Source organism: Mesorhizobium sp. RSR380A (assembly GCF_054719385.1).
In genome coordinates this window covers 2,534,801-2,549,191 of the sequence record NZ_JBTTIB010000001.1, presented here as the reverse complement: position 1 = coordinate 2,549,191, position 14,391 = coordinate 2,534,801, and the positions used below count along the sequence as shown (strand labels likewise).

Annotated in this window: 13 protein-coding genes; 12 read left to right on the top strand and 1 reads right to left on the bottom strand. The window is 63.8% G+C overall.

The window, feature by feature from the left end; translation table 11 throughout:
• Positions 1 to 29 precede the first annotated feature (29 nt).
• From ACYG9Z_RS12345 to ACYG9Z_RS12335, 3 genes are all read left to right on the top strand, one after another.
• The gene (locus ACYG9Z_RS12345; RefSeq protein ID WP_023668672.1) at positions 30 to 914 is read left to right on the top strand and encodes a F0F1 ATP synthase subunit gamma; all 885 of its coding nucleotides are present in this window, start codon (positions 30 to 32) and stop codon (positions 912 to 914) included.
• Positions 915 to 984: 70 nt separating this feature from the next.
• A complete protein-coding gene (atpD, locus tag ACYG9Z_RS12340; RefSeq protein WP_023698224.1) occupies positions 985 to 2,556 on the top strand; it encodes a F0F1 ATP synthase subunit beta in 1,572 nt (523 codons plus the stop codon).
• A gap of 109 nt (positions 2,557 to 2,665) precedes the next feature.
• Positions 2,666 to 3,073 (top strand): F0F1 ATP synthase subunit epsilon, encoded by a 408-nt coding sequence (locus ACYG9Z_RS12335; RefSeq protein WP_023668674.1) that lies wholly within the window; start codon positions 2,666 to 2,668, stop codon positions 3,071 to 3,073.
• A gap of 100 nt (positions 3,074 to 3,173) precedes the next feature.
• Here ACYG9Z_RS12335 and ACYG9Z_RS12330 read toward each other — a convergent pair whose 3' ends face one another.
• A complete protein-coding gene (locus ACYG9Z_RS12330) occupies positions 3,174 to 4,676 on the bottom strand; it encodes a mannitol dehydrogenase family protein (protein ID WP_023732974.1) in 1,503 nt (500 codons plus the stop codon).
• Positions 4,677 to 4,851: 175 nt separating this feature from the next.
• On the opposite strand from ACYG9Z_RS12330, the gene uxaC reads away from it, so the two are divergent.
• From uxaC to recQ, 9 genes are all read left to right on the top strand, one after another.
• A complete protein-coding gene (gene uxaC / locus ACYG9Z_RS12325; RefSeq protein ID WP_023732975.1) occupies positions 4,852 to 6,261 on the top strand; it encodes a glucuronate isomerase in 1,410 nt (469 codons plus the stop codon).
• Between the two features lie 36 nt (positions 6,262 to 6,297).
• Complete coding sequence (locus ACYG9Z_RS12320; RefSeq protein ID WP_023684104.1) at positions 6,298 to 7,275, top strand: TRAP transporter substrate-binding protein; 978 nt, start codon at positions 6,298 to 6,300, stop codon at positions 7,273 to 7,275.
• A 70-nt stretch (positions 7,276 to 7,345) separates the two neighbouring features.
• Positions 7,346 to 7,909, top strand: a complete 564-nt coding sequence (locus ACYG9Z_RS12315) for a TRAP transporter small permease (RefSeq protein ID WP_023688890.1) — start codon at positions 7,346 to 7,348, stop codon at positions 7,907 to 7,909.
• On the top strand, positions 7,910 to 9,190 hold the full coding sequence (locus ACYG9Z_RS12310; protein ID WP_023684106.1) for a TRAP transporter large permease: 1,281 nt from the start codon (positions 7,910 to 7,912) through the stop codon (positions 9,188 to 9,190).
• Between the two features lie 38 nt (positions 9,191 to 9,228).
• On the top strand, positions 9,229 to 10,005 hold the full coding sequence (locus ACYG9Z_RS12305) for a FadR/GntR family transcriptional regulator (RefSeq protein WP_023732976.1): 777 nt from the start codon (positions 9,229 to 9,231) through the stop codon (positions 10,003 to 10,005).
• Positions 10,006 to 10,028: 23 nt separating this feature from the next.
• Positions 10,029 to 10,886 carry a 5-dehydro-4-deoxy-D-glucuronate isomerase gene (gene kduI / locus ACYG9Z_RS12300; RefSeq protein ID WP_023732977.1) on the top strand — a complete coding sequence of 286 codons (858 nt, stop codon included), beginning with the start codon at positions 10,029 to 10,031 and terminating at the stop codon, positions 10,884 to 10,886.
• Positions 10,883 to 11,650, top strand: a complete 768-nt coding sequence (gene kduD / locus ACYG9Z_RS12295; RefSeq protein ID WP_023684109.1) for a 2-dehydro-3-deoxy-D-gluconate 5-dehydrogenase KduD — start codon at positions 10,883 to 10,885, stop codon at positions 11,648 to 11,650. Before kduI ends, kduD begins: the two co-directional genes overlap by 4 nt.
• A 10-nt stretch (positions 11,651 to 11,660) precedes the next feature.
• Entirely contained in the window at positions 11,661 to 11,999 is a 339-nt protein-coding gene (locus tag ACYG9Z_RS12290) for a cupin domain-containing protein (protein WP_023684110.1), read from the top strand.
• Between the two features lie 261 nt (positions 12,000 to 12,260).
• The gene (gene recQ / locus ACYG9Z_RS12285) at positions 12,261 to 14,099 is read left to right on the top strand and encodes a DNA helicase RecQ (protein WP_023752651.1); all 1,839 of its coding nucleotides are present in this window, start codon (positions 12,261 to 12,263) and stop codon (positions 14,097 to 14,099) included.
• The last annotated feature ends 292 nt before the right edge of the window (positions 14,100 to 14,391 follow it).

The following is a 14,391-nucleotide window of genomic DNA, read 5'->3' as shown; positions in this document are numbered from 1 at the left end:
AGCCGGACGCTCGGGATCAGGTTTGAAGCATGCCTTCATTAAAAGACCTTCGTAACCGTATCGCCTCGGTCAAGGCGACGCAGAAGATCACCAAGGCGATGCAGATGGTCGCCGCGGCGAAGCTGCGCCGCGCGCAGGAAGCAGCGGAGGCGGCGCGTCCCTATTCCGAGCGGATGGGTGCGGTGCTGGCCAATATCACGCAGGCGATCGGCGGCGGCGGCGATGCCCCGGCGCTGATGACCGGCACCGGCAAGGACGATGTGCATCTGCTCGTCGTCTGCACCGCCGAGCGCGGCCTGTGCGGCGGCTTCAACTCGCAGATCGCACGTCTGGCCCGCGACCATATCCGCCGGCTTCTGGCCGACGGCAAGCAGGTCAAGATCATCTGCGTCGGCAAGAAGGGTTTCGACATTCTGCGCCGAGACTATGCCTCGCTGATCATCGACCGCGTCGACCTGCGCGATGTCAAGAAGCTCGGCTTCGTCAATGCCGATGCGATCGCCCGTAAGATCATCCATCTGTTCGGCGAAGGCGGCTTCGATATCTGCACGCTGTTTTATTCGCAGTTCAAGTCGGTGATCAGCCAGATTCCGACCGCGCAGCAGATCATTCCTGCCGGCGTGGCTTCCGCTCCCGCCGAAGCGACCGCCGGTGGCAATGCCGTCTACGAATACGAGCCGGAGCCGGGCGAGATCCTCACCGACCTCATTCCGCGCAACATCTCGGTCCAGGTCTTCCGCGCGCTGCTCGAAAACGCAGCCGGCGAGATGGGCGCCAAAATGAGCGCCATGGACAATGCAACGCGCAATGCCGGCGACATGATCAACAAACTGTCGATCACCTATAACCGCCAGCGGCAGGCGCAGATCACCAAGGAACTGATCGAAATCATTTCGGGCGCCGAAGCGCTCTAGGCGCGACCGCCAGGAGGTCATCGACCTTCTGATGGAGCGTGAGAAACAAAGGACGAGAAGGGTAAAGACGATGGCGAAAGCAGCGACCCCCGCGAAGACGGCCCCCAAGGCGGCCGCAAAGGCTCCGGCAGCAGCGGCGAAGGCCGCTCCGGCCAAGAAGGCGGCCGCGCCCGCCAAGGCCGCGGCCCCGGCAGTGAAGACGACGAGCGTTGCCGTCAAGAAGACCGGCGCCATCGGCAAGGTTCGCCAGGTCATCGGCGCCGTCGTCGACGTGCAGTTCGGCGATCATCTGCCGGCCATTTTGAACGCCATCGAAACCTCCAATGTCGGCAACCGCCTGGTGCTCGAAGTTGCCCAGCATCTGGGCGAAAACACCGTGCGCTGTATCGCCATGGATTCCACCGAAGGCCTGGTTCGCGGCCAGGACGTCTATGACACCGGCGCGCCGATCACCGTTCCGGTCGGCCCGGGCATGCTCGGCCGCATCATCAACGTCATCGGCGAGCCGGTCGACGAAGAAGGCCCGGTCGACGGCATCGAGATGCGCGCCATCCACCAGCCGGCGCCTACCTATGTCGAACAGTCGACGGAAGCGCAGATCCTGATCACCGGCATCAAGGTGCTCGACCTTCTGGCGCCCTACGCCCGCGGAGGCAAGATCGGCCTGTTCGGCGGCGCCGGCGTCGGCAAGACGGTTCTGATCCAGGAGCTGATCAACAACGTCGCCAAGGCGCATGGCGGCTTCTCGGTCTTCGCCGGCGTCGGCGAGCGCACCCGCGAGGGCAACGATCTTTATCACGAGTTCATCGAGTCCGGCGTCAACAAGAAGGGCGGCGGCGAAGGCTCCAAGGCGGCACTGGTCTATGGCCAGATGAACGAGCCGCCGGGCGCGCGTGCCCGCGTCGGCCTGACCGGCCTGACGGTCGCCGAATATTTCCGCGACCAGGGCCAGGACGTGCTGTTCTTCGTCGACAACATCTTCCGCTTCACGCAGGCCGGTTCTGAAGTGTCGGCGCTGCTCGGCCGTATTCCTTCGGCCGTGGGTTACCAGCCAACGCTGGCCACCGACATGGGTGCGCTGCAGGAACGCATCACCACAACGACCAAGGGTTCGATCACTTCGGTGCAGGCGATCTACGTGCCGGCCGACGATTTGACAGACCCGGCGCCTGCGACCTCGTTCGCCCACCTGGACGCGACGACCGTGCTCAACCGCGCGATCTCGGAAAAGGGCATCTACCCCGCCGTCGATCCGCTCGACTCGACCTCGCGCATGCTCGATCCGCTGGTCGTCGGCGAGGAGCACTATGCCGTCGCCCGCCAGGTGCAGTCGATCCTCCAGCGCTATAAGTCGCTGCAGGACATTATCGCCATCCTTGGCATGGATGAGCTTTCGGAAGAGGACAAGCAGACGGTGGCCCGCGCCCGCAAGATCGAGCGCTTCCTGTCGCAGCCGTTCTTCGTCGCCGAAGTGTTTACGGGTGCGCCGGGCAAGCTGGTCGACCTCGCCGACACAATCAAGGGCTTCAAGGGCCTCTGCAACGGCGACTACGATCACCTGCCGGAAGCCGCCTTCTACATGGTCGGCGGCATCGACGAAGCGGTCGAGAAGGCTCAGCGCCTGGCGGCTGAAGCAGCGTAATCAAGGCAATAGGGAGTAGTCAGTAGTCAGTAGTGAATAGCGGCCGGGTGATCAGGACAGCTGTCCTCTCCCTACTCCCTACTCACTATTCCCTACTCACTAAATTGACATGGCTGAAGCTTTCAAGTTCGAACTGGTCTCGCCGGAGCGCCTCCTGGTTTCCGAGCAGGTCGAGTCCGTCGTCATTCCAGGCGCCGAAGGTGAAATGACAGTCATGGCGCACCATGCGCCAGTCATGACCACGATCAAGCCGGGCGTCGTCACGCTGAAGACCGCCGGCGGCAAGGAAGAACGCTATGTGGTGTTCGGCGGCTTTGCCGACATCGTCCCTGCCGGCTGCACGCTGCTCGCCGAATCGGCGGTCGCCGTCGGCGATATCGACCGCGCCGATCTCGCCCGCCGCATCCAGGAAGCCAAGGAAGACGCCGCCGACGCCAAGGACGACCAGAGCCGCAGCAAGGCGGAGCAGTTCCTTAGCCAGCTTACCACGCTCGAAGGCGCGCTGCTGCCGGCGTAAGCCGCAGAATGACTGGACGTGATCCGAGGGGTCATGGTCGGGCAAAGGTATGAAACAGGCCGGGCTTAAGCCCGGCTTTTTGTATCCGGGCGACGTCAGGTCACCTGGTCTTTCCCGGTATACCCAGTGCCGCGAGCGCGAGCGCCACCCCGCCTTGCAGGATATGCTCGCGATGAGCGGCAACCAGTTCGATCAGCGTCTGGCGGTCGGGGCTGCCGCTGGCGAAGCCGGCGAGGTCAAACACCGTCACCACCCGTTCCAGCGTCGGCTGCGCTCCGAGCGCCGCCAGTGCCGCGTCGAGCGGATCGGTAAAGTGGGCTTCCGGCAGGTCCTTGCCGCGCGCCTCGCAGGCGGCGATCCAGGCGGCGATCACCAGCGTCAGATGCTCCGGGACCAGGCCGGCCTGGATGCGCTCGATGGCGGTAGCGACAATGCGTTGCGGCAATTTCTGGCTGCCGTCATTGGCGATCTGCGCCGTGCGGTGGGCCAGCGCTGTGTTGGAGAAACGTTCGGCAAGTTCGGCCGTATAGGCTGAGGTGTCGAGCCCGGCATCCCTAGGCAAGGTCGGGATGGCCTCGGCCCAGAGCCGGTCGACGAACGCGCGGATCGCGGGATCCGCGAAGGCGCGGTCGACCGTGACGTGGCCGCTGAGCAGGCCGATATAGGCGATGCCCGAATGGGCGCCGTTGAGCAGCCGAAGCTTCATGTCCTCGAACGGCCGGACATCCTCGACCATGGTGACGCCGAATTTCTCCCAGGCCGGCCGTCCGGCTGGAAACCTGTCCTCAATCACCCATTGCCGGAATGGCTCGGTCATCACCGGCCAGGCGTCCTCGAGGCCGAGTTCGACCGCGATGCGCGCCCGGTCGGCATCGGTGGTTGCCGGCACGATGCGGTCGACCATGCTCGATGGGAATGCAACGTCATCGGCTATATGACCGGCGAGGGCAGCGTCGCCTGAAGCAGCAGCGCCGGCATCGCGCAGTTTTGCAAACCCGACCAGCAGCCGGTGCAGCGTGGCGCCATTGGCCGGCAGGTTGTCGCAGCAAAGCACGGTGAAGGGCGGCGTGCCGGCGGCCCGGCGTCGCACCAGCGCTTCCGCCAGGAATCCATGCGCTGTCCTGGGAGATCCGGGATTGCCCAGATCGTGGACGATATCGGGATGGTTTTCGTCGAGGCTGCCGTCGGCGGCCCTGAGATAGGCCTTTTCGGTGATGGTCAGGGTGACGATGCGGGTGCGCGGGTCGGTCAGCGCGGCCAGCACCGCGCCGGGGTCTTCCGGCGCGACCAGCATCGACTGGATCGAGCCGATAATGTGCAGCGCTTCGCCATCGCTGCCGCGCACCGCCAGCGTGTAGAGCCCGTCCTGTGGCGTCAGCGCATCGCGCGTGTCGGGGCTGCGCAGCGAGACGCCGACAATGCCCCAGCCGGTTTCGCCGGCCGCTAGGCAGTCATCGACATAGGCGGCCTGATGGGCACGGTGGAAGGCTCCAACGCCGAGATGGACGATGCCTGGGGCGACACTGGCGCGATCATAGGCGGGGACGGCGACCGAGGCCGGCAAGGATTGCACTGTTGCGTTGGAAAGGCGTCTGCTGGTCATGGCGCGGCTTGTCGCTGGATGGTGTGCGGGGCGGGATCTGCTAGCGGCGTAACATCCGCTCTTCCGCCGCACAATGACCTGACGCCGGTTAAAAGTCATCATACAACAATCCAGTTTTTGTATGTTGACATTATTTCTTTCCAATCCTACCGATATCGCCCCTGGGAGGAACGACGTGGCGGGACTGACCGATCCGGATCTGCTTTTTGCCGCCGAAGGGCGCGCGCTGTCGATCGCGCGCGATCTCCATGCCGGCATCAAGGACCTGCCGATCATCAGCCCGCACGGCCACACCGATCCGCGTTGGTATGCGCTCAACGAGCCATTCCCCGATCCCGCGCAATTGCTGGTGGTGCCCGACCACTACATTTTCCGTATGCTGTTCAGCCAGGGCGTGCGGCTGGAAGATCTCGGCGTCCCGACCCTCGACGGCTCGCCGGTCGAGACCGATCCCAGGGCGATCTGGCGGCGCTTCGCCGAGCACTATTACCTCTTCCGCGGCACGCCGACGCGGTTGTGGCTCGACCATGTGCTCGAGCATCTGTTCGGCATCGAAGAGCCGCTCAACGCCGACACCGCCGACCGCCACTACGACACCATCGCCGCCCTGCTGCAGCGCGACGATTATCGTCCACGCGCGCTGTTCGAACGCTTCAACATCGAGGTCATCGCGACGACCGAGGGCGCACTCGACGATCTCCAATGGCACAAGACGATCCGCGACAGCGGCTGGCAGGGCCGCGTCGTCACTGCCTACAGGCCGGATGCCGTCGTCGATCCCGACTTCGAAGGATTTTCTGCCAATCTCGATCGCCTGGGCGAGATCGCCGGCTGCGACACCGGCACATGGGCCGGCTATCTGGACGCGCATCGCCAGCGCCGCGCCTTCTTCAAAAGTTTCGGCGCAACCTCGTCGGATCACGGCCATCCGACGGCCGAGACCGCCAATCTTTCCGATGCGGCGGCGGAAGAGCTGTTCAACCGCATCCGCCGCGGCTCGGACGACGAGCGCGAGCGCAAACTGTTTCGCGCCCAGATGCTGACCGAAATGGCCAAGATGAGCCGCGACGACGGGCTGGTCATGCAGATCCATCCCGGCTCATGGCGCAACCACTCGCCTGGTGTTTTCCAAAAATTCGGCCGCGACAAGGGCTTCGATATTCCGACCCGCACCGACTATGCCGCGGCGCTCAAACCCTTGCTCGACTGCGTCGGGCTGGAGCGCGACCTCTCCATCATCCTGTTCACGCTCGACGAGACCAGCTACGCGCGTGAACTGGCGCCGCTTGCCGGCGTCTATCCGGCGCTGAAGCTCGGGCCTGCCTGGTGGTTCCATGACAGTCCGGAAGGCATGCGCCGGTTCCGCGAGATGACCACCGAGACCGCCGGCTTCTACAACACTGTCGGTTTCAACGACGACACCCGCGCCTTTCCATCCATACCCGCCCGCCACGATGTGGCGCGCCGGGTTGACTGCGCCTTTCTCGCCCGTCTCGTCGCCGAGCACCGGCTGCGTGAGGACGAGGCGCATGAGCTGGCGCGGGAGCTTGCCTACACGCTTGCCAAGAAGGCGTACCGGCTGTGAGCCGGGCGCGTGGAATTTTAAGGGAGGAAGACAGTCATGTTGCATTTTTCAAAACTGATGGCAGCCACATTCGCCTTCGGCTCGCTGATGATCGGCGTTGCCGGCGCCCAGACCGTACTGCGCTCGGCCGACACCCATCCGGACGGGTATCCGACTGTCGAGGCGGTCAAATATCTCGGCGAGCTCATCAAGGAGCGCACCGCCGGCCGCTATTCGGTCGAGGTCTATCATTCGGCGCAGCTCGGCGAGGAAAAGGACACGATCGAGCAGACGCAGACCGGTGTCATCGATCTGAACCGCGTCTCGATGGGTCCGTTCAACGGCATCGTGCCGGAAACCGCGGTGCCGTCGCTGCCCTACATGTTCCGTTCGGTCGAGCACATGCGCCATGTCATGGACGGGCCGATCGGCGACGAGATCCTCAAGGCCTTCGAGACGCATGATCTGGTCGGCCTTGCCTTCTACGATTCCGGCGCCCGTTCCTTCTACAACACCAAGAAGGACATCACCTCGATCGCCGATCTGAAAGGCATGAAGTTCCGCGTCATCCAGTCCGACGTGTTCGTCGATATGGTCAACGCGCTTGGCGCAAATGCCACGCCGATGGCGTATGGCGAGGTCTATTCGGCGCTCGAAACCGGTGTCATCGACGGCGCCGAGAACAACTGGCCCAGCTTCGAATCCGCCAAGCACTACGAAGTCGCCAAGCACTATACCGTCGACCAGCACCAGATCGTGCCGGAAGTGCTGGTGATGTCGAAATCGAGCTGGGACAGACTGACGCCGGAAGACCAGGCGATCGTCAAGCAGGCGGCCAAGGATAGCGTCGTCAAGATGCGCGAATTGTGGGACGCGCAGGAGAAGAAGTCGCGAGAGATCGTCGAGAAGGCCGGCGTCAAGGTCAGCGAGATCGACAAGCAGCCGCTGATCGATGCGATGAAGCCGGTCTACGACAAGTATCTGAAGACGCCGGAGCTCAAGGACCTCGCGACGCGCATCCAGGCGACCAAGTGATTTTCTGGCGGGGCGGCATGGCGCCGCCCCGCCAATCGCTTTTAGGGGACGGAAAGACCGGGAGGATCGGATGACTGCGGGAACGGCCAGGAGCGGAGCGCCACCGCGCTTCAGCGCGGTGCTTTCGAAGATTTGCGACGGTGCGCTCTATCTCGCGGGCATCGGGATGGTCGCCATGACCGCGCTTGTTGCCTACCAGGTGTTTTCCCGCTTCGTGCTCAACGCGTCACCGAGCTGGACCGAAGTCACCGCCATCATGCTGATGAACTGGTTCATTTTCCTGGGCGCTGCCGTCGGCGTGCGCGAGAATTACCATATGGGCTTCGACGTGCTGCTCTACATCCTGCCCAAGGGCAGCAAGTGGGCGCTGCGCACCCTGTCCGACCTGATCGCGTTCGGCTTCGGCTTCGGCATGGTCTGGTACGGCTGCAAGCTGGTCGGGCTGACCTGGCGGACCATCATCCCGGCGCTCGAGCTTCCCGGCGGTTTCGACTATCTGCCGCTGGTCGCCGGCGGCTTTCTGATCTGCCTGTTCTCGGCCGAACGCATCGTGCTGCGCTGGTCCGGCGCCGACATCGACAAGGATATCAATCTCGAGGAAGTGCCGGAAATGCCGGCCGTGCAGGAGGCCTAGATGGAACTCTGGATCCTGTTTGGCGTCTTCACGCTTTTGATGTTTGCCGGCACGCCGATCGCCTTTTGCCTGGGTGCGGCGTCCTTCGCCACCGTGCTTTATCTCGGCCTGCCGCCCCTGGTGGTGTTCCAGCAATTGAAGTCGGGCATGTCGGCGTTCTCACTGATGGCGATCCCGTTCTTCATCTTTGCGGGCGACCTGATGGTGCGCGGCGGCATCGCGCAGCGCATCGTTTCCTTTGCCGGCTCGCTGGTCGGTCATGTCCGCGGGGGGCTCGGTCAGGTCAACATCATCGCCGCGACGTTGTTCGGCGGCATTTCCGGCTCGGCTGTGGCGGAAGCCGCTGCCGTCGGCGGGCTGATGATCCCGCAGATGAAAGCGCGCGGCTACGGCGCCGACTACGCCGTCAACGTGACCTCGATGGCGGCGCTGATCGCGCTGCTTCTGCCGCCGTCGCAGAACATGATCATCTATTCGATCGCCGGCGGCGGCAAGATTTCGATCGCCGACCTGTTCACCGCCGGTATCCTGCCTGGCCTGCTGTTCGCCGCTTCGCTGATGGTCACTGCCTATTTCGTCGCCCGCAGCCGCGGCTACCCGGTCGAGGCCTTTCCCGGCTTCTCGCGTGTCGGCCAGCTGGCGGTCATCGCCATCCCCGGACTTCTGCTTATCGGCATCATCTTCGGCGGCGTTCGCTCGGGCATTTTCACGGCGACGGAAAGCTCCTGCATCGCCATCATCTACGCCTTGCTGGTCACCGTCTTCGTCTACCGGTCGATGGCCTGGGGCGATTTCGTCCATGCCACAAAGGGCGCGGTGCGCACGACCTCAATGGTGCTGCTGATCATCGGCACGGCGGCCTCGTTCAGCTGGCTGATGGCCTATCTCAAAGTGCCGGTGCTGCTGATCGCAGGCATGAACGCCATCTCCACCGATCCGCTGGTGGTGCTGCTTCTGCTCAACGTCTTGATGCTGCTGCTCGGCACCTTCATGGACATGGGGCCGATGATCATCATCTGCACGCCGATCTTCCTGCCGCTGGTCACCCATTACGGCGTCGACCCCGTGCATTTCGGCGTCATCACCATCCTCAATCTCGGCATTGGGCTCAACACGCCACCGGTCGGCACGGTGCAGTTCGTCGCCTGTGCCGTCGGCAAGATTACGGTCTGGGAAGCGATGCGCTCGATCTGGCCGTTCTATGGCGCGGGCATCGTGGTCCTGGGGCTGGTGACCTATATTCCGGCGATTTCGCTCTGGTTGCCGAGCGTGTTCAAATAGGGCGTCTTCAAATAGACGTCTTCAAACAGGGGTGCGATATGGCATCGGATAGCGCTGTTGATCTCAGGGTCGAGAGAAAACCCAAACTGTCGGAGACCGTCGTCGCAGCGATCCGCAAGCAGCTGCAGGCGGGCGAGATCCTGCCCGGCCACAAATTGCCGACCGAAGGACAACTGACCGAGACCTTCGGCGTCAGCCGCACCGTCATCCGCGAAGCGCTGGCCAAGCTCGCCGCCGACGGGCTGGTCGAGGCGCGCCAGGGCGCAGGCGTGTTCGTCACCGAGCACATCTCAACGATGTTCGGCGCGCTCGCCGCCGACATGGGCAGCAAGGATTCCATCGCGCTCAATGTGCTCGAAGTGCGCCTGGCCGTCGAAATCGAATCGGCCGGGCTCGCCGCCATTCGCCGCAACGCCGCGCAGGAAGCAGCGATCCAGGAAGCGTTCTTCGAATTCGAACGGCTGCTTCTCAACAGCGAGCCGACCGGTCCGGCCGATCTCGCCTTCCACCGGGCAATCGCCAGCGCCACCAACAACCCGTTCTATGTCGAGATGCTCGATGTGCTCGGACGCCGCGCCATTCCTTGCGACGTGACCTCGCCCTGGTCGACCGAACTGGTGCAATCCGACTGCTATCAGCGAGGGCTGCAACGCGAGCATCTGGTGATCCTGAATGCGATCACCTCAGGCGACGCCGAAGCCGCGCGCGAGGCGATGCGCGCTCATCTAACCGCCAGCCAAGAGCGCTACCGCGAGCGGCTGCACGCCCGCCAGGTCTACTACGCCGACTCGGTCAAGGCGTCGGCAACCAAATAGCCATTCATTCAGCTGGAGCAGCAATGACTCAAAGTCACCCGCATACCGATTTCACCTCGCGTTTCGCCATCGACCCGGTCGCCGCTGCTTCCATGGGCACCGACGAACTGCGTCACAATTTCCATATTGACGACCTGTTCCAGCAGGGACGCATCAGCCTGACCTACACCCATTATGACCGCATGATCGTTGGCGGCGCCGTGCCGGAAGGGACAGCGCTGCCGCTGGAGGCGATCAAGCCGACGGGGACCAAGAATTTTCTCGACCGCCGCGAGCTGATCATCGTCAACATCGGCGGCGCCGGCTCGGTGACGGCAAATGGCGAGACCCACCAGTTGCAGGCACGTGACATGCTCTATCTCGGCATGGGCAGCACCGACGTGTCGTTCGCGTCGGCCGACAAGGCAGCGCCGGCCAAATTCTATCTGCTCAGCGCCCCGGCGCATCACACCCATCCCAACCGGCTGATCCGCATCGGCGACGCCAAGCGGCTCGACCTCGGCAGCAAGGAAACCTGCAATGAGCGCTCGATCTTCCAGTTCATCCATGCCGATGGCGTCAAGACCTGCCAGCTGGTCGTCGGCATGACGCAGCTGGCGCCGGGCTCGGTGTGGAACACCATGCCTTGCCATGTGCATGACCGGCGCATGGAGGCCTATCTCTATTTCGACCTGCCGGAGACGGCGCGCGTCTTCCATTTCATGGGCGAGCCGGACGAAACGCGGCATCTGGTGATGGCTAACGAGGAGGCGGTGCTGTCGCCGGGCTGGTCGATCCATTCGGGGGCCGGCACCTCGAACTATGCCTTCATCTGGGCGATGGCCGGCGACAATGTCGACTACACCGATGTCGACCCGGTGCCGCTGGGTGAATTGCGTTGAGCGGCCCTTCCTCCTTCAGCCTGGCCGGCAAGCGTATCCTGGTCACCGGCGCGAACACCGGCATCGGCCAAGGCATCGCCGTCTCGATCGCGCGCGCCGGCGGCACCGTCATCGGTGTCGGCCGCTCGGCGATGGACGACACGGAAAGACAAGTCGCGGAAGCCGGTGGCCAGTTCGAGGCGGTGCGATGCGATCTCGCCGATCATGTTGCCGCCAAGGCCATGCTCGACCAGGTGTGGGAGAAGACCGGCCCGATCGACGGGCTGGTCAACAATGCCGGCATCATCCGCCGCGCCGATGCGGTCGATTTCTCCGAGGCCGATTGGGACGACGTCATCGACGTCAATCTGAAGACGCTGTTCTTCCTCAGCCAGGGTTTTGCCAGGCGCGTGCTGGCCGATTCCGGGCAGCGCGGCAAGATCGTCAACATCGCCTCGGTGCTGAGTTTCCAGGGCGGTATTCGTGTCGCGTCCTACACCGCGTCGAAACATGGCGCGCTCGGCATAACCCGGCTGCTTGCCTGCGAATGGGCGGCAAAAGGCATCAACGTCAACGCCATTGCGCCCGGCTATATCGAAACCAACAACACCGAGGCGTTGCGCGCCGATCCCGACCGCAGTGCTGCCATCCTGGCACGCATCCCGGCGGGACGTTGGGGCGGGCCGGAAGACATAGGCGATGCCGCCGTGTTCCTGCTGGCGCCAGCGTCCGACTATATGCATGGCGCGGTGGTTCCCGTGGACGGCGGCTGGCTGGCGCGATGAGGAGATGGTCATGATTGAAGCCAAGATTTTCGCACAGCCCGGCGAGAGCGCCTGGACGCCGACGCCGGACGGCAACAGACGCCGCGTTCTCGTCTCCACCGATGAGCTGATGATGGTCGAGTTCGGCTTCGACAAGGGCGGCGTCGGCGCACTGCATTCGCACCCGCATGTCCAGGCCAGCTATGTCGCCGAAGGTCGCTTCGAGGTGACCATCGACGGCCGCACCGCGACCATCGAGACCGGCGGCAGCTTCATCGTGCCGTCCAATCTGGTGCACGGCGTCAAGGCGCTGGAGGCCGGGCGCCTGGTCGACAGCTTTACCCCGCACCGCGCCGATTTCCTGGCCTGAACCTTTTCGGCAATTCCAGAAACAGGAAACCCGCGCCTCCTGGGGAGGCGCGGGCTGTTGCCTGTGCGCTCGTGGCGCAGCGGTACTCGAAACATCGCCGCAGGGTTTGACGGTGCCGCAACATGGTGAAGATAGGTTTAACGATGCCAACCAGGTCGATCGCCGGTGGGGTGTTGCTGCTGCTTGTTGTGGTCACGCAGGGGCTGCGCTAATCGTTCTGTCCACGCCGCTGCTTCGGGCGGCCGATCGAAAACATCAGTGATGCAGATATCGACGACGAGCGTACCGACGCACGATCCCAAACGACGTGTCCTCAAGGACGTGTTCGGTTTCGACGATTTCCGTCCCGGACAGGCCGCAGTGATGGAGGCACTGCTTGGCGGCCGCCACGTGCTGGCGGTCATGCCGACGGGTGCCGGCAAATCGCTTTGCTACCAGGTTCCGGCGCTGGTCAAGGGTGGGCTGACCATTGTCGTTTCGCCGCTCGTGGCGCTGATGCAGGATCAGGTCGCGGCACTGCGCCTCGCCGGCGTCGCCGCCGATACGATCAATTCCTCGATCGATCGTGATGCCAATGTCGCGGCATGGCGCCGCGTCGCGTCGGGCCAGACGCGGCTGCTCTACCTCGCGCCGGAACGGCTGATGACCGAGCGGATGCTGGATGCGCTTGCCAGGCTCGATGTCAGCCTGATCGCCATCGACGAGGCGCATTGCATTTCGCAGTGGGGGCCGGCGTTCCGGCGCGAATATGAAGACCTGTCGCAGCTGCGTGGCATCTTTCCCGACGTACCGATCATTGCGGTGACGGCGACGGCGGACGAGACGACGCGGGCAGACATCGAGACACGGCTGTTTGGCGGGCGTGTCGAAACGCAGGTGCTTGGCTTCGACCGGCCCAACATCAAGCTCGCTATCGAGCCCAAGCAGGACAGCAAGCGGCAGTTGCTCAACTTCATCGAACGCCATCAGGGGCGTAGCGGCATCGTCTATTGCCTGTCGCGCAAGAAGACCGAAGAGATGGCGGCCTTCCTCGAAAAGAACGGCGTCGCCGCGCTCGCCTATCACGCCGGGATGAGCAAGGAGGCGCGCGATGCGAATCAAAACGCCTTCATGACCCTGTCGGGCGTCGTCATGGTGGCGACCATCGCCTTCGGCATGGGGATCGACAAGCCTGATGTCGCGTATGTCTTCCACACCGATCTGCCCGGCAGCCTGGAAGCCTATTACCAGGAGATCGGCCGTGCCGGTCGTGACGGGCGGGCGGCTGAGGCGCATATGCTTTACGGCCTCGGCGATATCCGCATGCGCCGCATGTTCATCGACGACGAGGACGCCGCTGTCGAGCACAAGCGCCGCTCGCATGGCCGGCTCGATACGCTGATCGGCTATTGCGAGACGGCCGAGTGCCGCCGCCAGGTGCTGCTCGGTTATTTCGGTGAAGAGGCGGTCCCTTGCGGCAATTGCGACAATTGCCTGGAACAGGCGCCGCGCACCGACGGCACCGCCGAGGCGCGCCTCATCCTGGCGGCGGTGGCGCAGAGCGGCGAGCGCTTCGGCGCCGGCCATGTCATCGACATCCTCATCGGCCACGAGACTGAAAAGATCGCGGCAAGGGGGCATCACAGGCTGGCAGCCTTCGGCAATGGCGCCGCGCACAAGAAGGATTTTTGGCAATCTATGATTCGCCAGCTGGTCGCGAACGGTTTCCTGATGCCGGACCCGGCCGGCCATGGCGGGTTGGCCATCGCGGACAAGGGCCACGCACTCGGCCGGGGCGAGGTGCCGTTCCAGTATCGGGTCGAGATGCGCACGCGCGCCGCGCGCCGCGCGGCTCGCGCCGGGCAGAGCCCCCAGAGCGAAAATGTAGATGCGTCGCTGCTCGCGGCGCTCAAGACGCTGCGGCTGCGTCTGGCCAAGGAACGCCAGGTGCCGGCCTATGTGGTGTTTTCGGATCGTACACTGATCGACATGGCCGAGCGTCGTCCGCAAGACCTCGACGATTTCGCCGGGGTGAATGGCGTCGGCGCCGCCAAGCTCAAGGAGTTCGGCGCGATTTTTGTCAGCGCCATTGCCGCGCACCTTTCCGAGACGCCAGGCTGAAAGGGTGTTGCTGGACCAAAGCCCGATCCGGCATCAGTACGCCTTCAACTTGCCCGCCCGCTTATCCTTTCATTTTGGCGCTACCCTGCCGTAGGGGAATGGCCTTCCAAATTGTATGGAACCGTGACGACAAACCACACATTCCTGAATCTAAGCGGTCGATTCTCGGATGTAGCCGTGATTATGGAAACCCGCTGTTGCGCGCGGGTGGCGGTTTTCTCGGCCTTGGAGACGCTACGTCGGCAGCCGCGATCCGCTGAGCCGAATGGTATGATTCAGACCATCTTTGTTG